Annotated in this window: 3 protein-coding genes; 2 read left to right on the forward strand and 1 reads right to left on the reverse strand. The window is 32.7% G+C overall.

Annotation, left to right across the window (positions count from 1 at the left end):
* Positions 1-239 precede the first annotated feature (239 nt).
* Positions 240-569 carry a YnfA family protein gene (locus tag FWJ34_RS18150; protein ID WP_308256749.1) on the reverse strand — a complete coding sequence of 110 codons (330 nt, stop codon included), beginning with the start codon at positions 567-569 and terminating at the stop codon, positions 240-242.
* 134 nt (positions 570-703) lie between these two features.
* Between FWJ34_RS18150 and FWJ34_RS18155 the strand changes: the two genes are divergently transcribed.
* Together FWJ34_RS18155 and FWJ34_RS18160 are read left to right on the forward strand one after the other, a co-directional pair.
* On the forward strand, positions 704-2,023 hold the full coding sequence (locus FWJ34_RS18155) for an Nramp family divalent metal transporter (RefSeq protein WP_308256747.1): 1,320 nt from the start codon (positions 704-706) through the stop codon (positions 2,021-2,023).
* Positions 2,024-2,133: 110 nt separating this feature from the next.
* Positions 2,134-5,154, forward strand: a 3,021-nt coding sequence (locus FWJ34_RS18160; RefSeq protein ID WP_308256748.1) for an AAA family ATPase, incomplete at its 3' end; no start/stop codon positions are given.

Here is a 5,154-nt window from a genome sequence, read left to right on the forward strand (position 1 = left end):
TAGAACCTATTTGATATTTACATCTGTAACCGAAATAACAAAAGGTTTTGACGAGATTAAAGCATTTATTCTCAAATCATTACTATGTAATTCTTCTAAAAAAGATACCAAATGGGTTCTATAAAACTAGAAAGATTATTCAAAAATTTAACTTACTTTAATGAGGGAATATCAAGAAGTTAAAAAGAAATAAAAATGTATAAAATACAATTACTATATCTATTTTTTTGTTTACTTTTCTATCCTCTGGGAGCATACATAATGACTAATACTCCTAAAAAAGCAATCCAAGCACCTAGTAGGTCAAATTTATCAGGGACAACTTTATCAACTAGCCATCCCCAAAGGATTGATAAAACAATAAAAATACCACCGTAGGCGGCATAAGCCCGTCCAAAATTAACGGGTTGTAAAGTGGGAACAATACCATATAAAGCTAAGATCAATATTCCTACAATTGCGAACCAAATATTTTTTCCTCCTCGTAACCAGAGCCAAAAGAGGTAGCCTCCCCCAATTTCACAAAATCCGGCTAAGACAAACAATAATAAAGACTTAAACATAACTATTTTCTTGGGTAAAGCTTTCATTTTAACTTAATCAAGTTTCTCTCAAATTTGAAGTAATTATGAAAAGATCATGAAAAGTTGACCTTTGAGTGCTAGACTAAATAATGAAAAGATTACAAAAAAAGTAAGTACTAATGTCCTCAAATCCTGATGTACCAAGTTTACCTGAAGTTTACCGCAGCATAAAAATTCCGACTCAAAGCAGTTTTTGGAGAAAATTGTTGGCTTATGCCGGTCCTGGATATTTAGTTGCTGTGGGTTATATGGACCCTGGTAATTGGGCTACGGATATTGCTGGAGGCTCAAAATTTGGCTATACGCTGTTATCTGTAATCTTTTTGTCGAACTTGATGGCAATTTTGCTACAATCGCTCTGTGTTCGTTTAGGTGTAGCCACAGGACGTGATTTAGCTCAGGCTTGTCGAGACTACTTCTCTCCTCGTGTTAACTTTATTTTATGGGTGTTATGCGAGATTGCGATCGCCGCTTGTGACTTAGCTGAATTATTAGGAAGTGCGATCGCTCTACAACTTCTTTTTGGTATTCCTTTAATCTGGGGGGTGTGTATTACCGCTAGTGATGTGCTAATTTTGCTAATGTTGCAAGGTAAAGGTTTTCGTTATGTAGAAGCCTTAGTAATTACCCTTGTTAGTACCGTTGGTATCTGTTTTTTTGCCGAAATTATCTTTTCTCAACCCCATTTAGGAGAAGTTTTACAAGGATATTTACCCAATCCAGAGATAATTAGAAATCAAGAAATGCTCTACATTGCCATCGGTATTCTAGGAGCAACTGTCATGCCTCATAATTTATATTTACACTCCTCAATTGTGCAAACCCGTGATTGGGAATCAACTTCACAAAAACGTTGGGAAGCTATTAAATTTAGCACAATAGATTCAACCCTTGCTCTTTTCTTTGCTCTTTTTATTAACTCAGCTATTTTAATTGTGGCAGCGGCGGTATTTCATTTTTCAGGCTATCAAGAAGTTGCCGAAATTCAAGATGCTTATCAACTACTTTCCCCCTTATTAGGAGTTGCCGGAGCAAGTGCAATTTTTGGGTTAGCATTATTAGCATCAGGACAAAGTTCAACCCTTACTGCAACATTAGCAGGACAAATTGTGATGGAAGGGTTTTTGCAGTTTCGTTTACCGCCTTGGTTACGTCGTTTAGCAACTAGATTACTAGCGATTATTCCTGCTTTAATTGCGATTATTTTCTTTGGGGAAAGAAGTACGGGGAGTTTATTAATATTCAGTCAGGTTATTCTCAGTTTACAGTTATCTTTTGCTGTTATTCCCTTAATTATGTTTACCAGTAATCGCCGTTTAATGGGAGAATTTGTTAATTCTTCTTGGTTAAAAGTTATTTCAGGAGCAGTTGCTATAATTATTGTTAGTTTAAATCTTTGGTTACTTCTACAAACTTTTTTAGGTTGGTTAAATTTGTAATTTATAAATAGACTTCTCCATAAATTATTATTAATTTTGCATAATCACTGTAGAAGAACCGGTTTTAACAATTAGGAATGAAGAATATTGTCAATTTTTACTTGTTATTTATGGTATATGTTAAGCGTGTTGAATTATCTCGTTTTAAATCTTTTGGGGGTAGTAATTCTATTCCTTTTTTACCCGGATTTACAGTAGTTTCTGGACCTAATGGCTCAGGGAAATCAAATATTTTAGATGCTTTATTATTCTGTTTAGGTTTAGCTAGTTCTAAGGGAATGAGAGCAGAAAGACTACCAGATTTGATTAATAATAATCAAAACACTAATGGAAAAGTTTTAGAGACTATTGTTTCTGTTATTTTTGATTTGGAAAATTTAGATAGTTTAAATAATAATTTATTAGAACATAATCAAGGTATTAGTAATAAAGAAAAAGAAGATTTTTATACGGATAATGAGCAAGAAAATGACGTTAATAATCAAGAAAAAAAAGAAGAAAATAAATTTAATTTAGAGTCTTTATCTGAGTTAAAAGTAACTAGACGTTTACGAGTTACCAAAGGAGGTAGCTATGCTTCAACTTTCTATTTGAATGATAGTCCATGTACAGCAAATGAGCTACATGAGCAATTAAACCGTTTACGCATTTATCCCGAAGGTTATAACGTGGTTTTACAAGGAGATGTAACTCGTATTATTACTATGAATACCAAAGAAAGACGAGAAATCATAGATGAATTAGCAGGTGTTGCAGAGTTCGATCGCAAAATTGAGCAAACGAAGACAACTTTAGATGCCGTGAAGGAGAGAGAGGAAAAATGTCAAATTATTCAAGATGAGTTAATTCAAAATAGTGTTAAGTTAAAGCAAGATTCGGAAAAAGCGGCTAAATATCAAAAAATCAAAGCACAAATTCAGGAGAAAAAGGAATGGGAAATAGTTATTAATTGGCAATTTTTACAACAGCAAAAAGAAGAGTTAAACTTAGGCTTAATTAACTTAGAAAATAAACAGAAACAAAAGACAGAAGAATTAAATAAAATTCAGATAAAAATTATTAGATCAAAGGAAAGATTAACTAAATTAAATGAAGAAGTTAAAGCTTTAGGAGAAGAAGAACAAATTTCTATTGCATCTCAATTAGCTACAGATAAAGTCAAAAGAGAACAATTGTTACAGCGTCAACAGCAGTTAATTAAGCTAAAAGCAGAAGTTGTTATTAAACAAAGAGACATTGAGCAAAAAATTAGTAGTTATCAAAAACAGTTAGCGACTTTATTGACAGAAATTCAACAACTAGAAACTCAGATTATTCCTCAATTAGAAACTGGCAAAAATTTAGTGAAGAATAGTTTAGATAGTTATAAAAAACAAGCTCAACAAATTGCTTCTAAATCTCAAGCATGGGTTGCTCAACAAACAGAGTTAAATCAAGAAATTACTGCTATTCAAACACAACTAAACCCTCTTTTAACTCAACAGGCTTTATTAACAGAAAGATGTAGTAAGTTACACTCAACCATTAAAAATGAAAATGAACAATTAGACAAGTATGAGCAAGATATTAAGAGAAAAGTTGAGCAAGTGCCTACTTTACAAACAGAAATAGGGGAATCCGAATCGAACATACAAGTATTAGCAGAGAAATTAGCAAAAATTGAAGCGGATATTTCCTTGAATCAAGACACCATAAATCGGTTACAGTTAGAACAACGAGAAAAACAACGACAGTTAGATAAGTTAGAGGCAACAAAACAGGCACAACAGGAGGCACAAGGCACTTATGCTAGTAAGATTATCTTAAATTCTGACTTGCCGGGGATATGTGGTTTAGTGGCACAGTTAGCAGAGGTGGATTATATTTATCAATTAGCCTTAGAAATCTGTGCTGGTAGCCGTTTAGGATTTATTGTCGTGGAAGATGACACTATTGCAGCCATGGGGATAAAAATTCTTAAGCAACAAAAGGCGGGAAGGGCAACTTTTTTACCCTTGAATAAAATCCAGTCTCCCCGTTTAAATCTTCCTAGGGAAATTTCTCAAGCGAGGGGTTTTATCGATTTAGCGATAAATTTGGTTAAATTTGAGCCTAAATATCAAGGAATTTTTGGCTACGTTTTCGGCAATACTGTTATTTTTGAAGACTTGGATTCAGCACGAAGGTTAACAGGGCAAGGGCGTATCGTCACTTTAGACGGAGAGTTACTGGAAACTTCTGGATCTATGACTGGAGGTAGTATTTCTCAACGCTCTTCTTTAAAATTTGGTAGGGTATCGATCACAGAAAATAAGGAGTTTTTAGACTTAAATGACCGTATAAGAGAAATTGAAGACATAATTATCCACCTTAGTTTTAAAATATCAGAAAAAAGAGACTTAGTCAAGGGGTGGTCAGAAGAATTAAATCAAGAAAGACAAAAAAGACAAAAAAAACAGTTACTTTTAGAGCAATGCCAACAGGAAATTAACCGTTTAGAAAAAGATAAAGAAAAAATTATTGCCAATAATGCTAATAATTATCAAGACTTAGTTAACGGTAAACAAGAGTTAAATAATATTGAACAAAATTTACCTTTATTAGAAAATAGACTTGCTTTAAAACAGGAAGAATTAAAAGATTTAGAATCTAGCTATGATAATCAAGAATGGCAAAATTTACAGCAGATTATTAGTCAAGAAGAATTGCTATTAGAAGAGAAACAATCAGCATTAAATAAGAGTCAACAAAATTTACACACTTTAACGAATCAACATCAAGATTTAAACAAAAAAATTGAGGAAGGAAAGGAAAAGATAACCACTTTATTAGCACAAGAAAATCAAGTTAAGGAAGATACCCTTAAGTTAGAGCAAGAGTTAAGCATAATTGATGAGGAGATTAATAAATATGAGAATCTTTTTCAGGAATTAGCTCAAAAATTAGAGACAATTAAGCAACAAAGAAATCAACAAGAAAACCTTGTTAAAAAATTAGAAAACGAACAACAACAATTACAGTGGGCATTAGAAAAATTAGTTTTACAACACCAAGAATCTCAGACAAAACTAAATGAGTTAAAGTTAGAGATACAAGAAGTTAGTCAAGATTTACCTAATCCTTTACCTGAAATTCCTTGGTTAGTTAATAAT

Source organism: Geminocystis sp. GBBB08 (assembly GCF_016743215.1).
Lineage (GTDB): Bacteria > Cyanobacteriota > Cyanobacteriia > Cyanobacteriales > Cyanobacteriaceae > Geminocystis.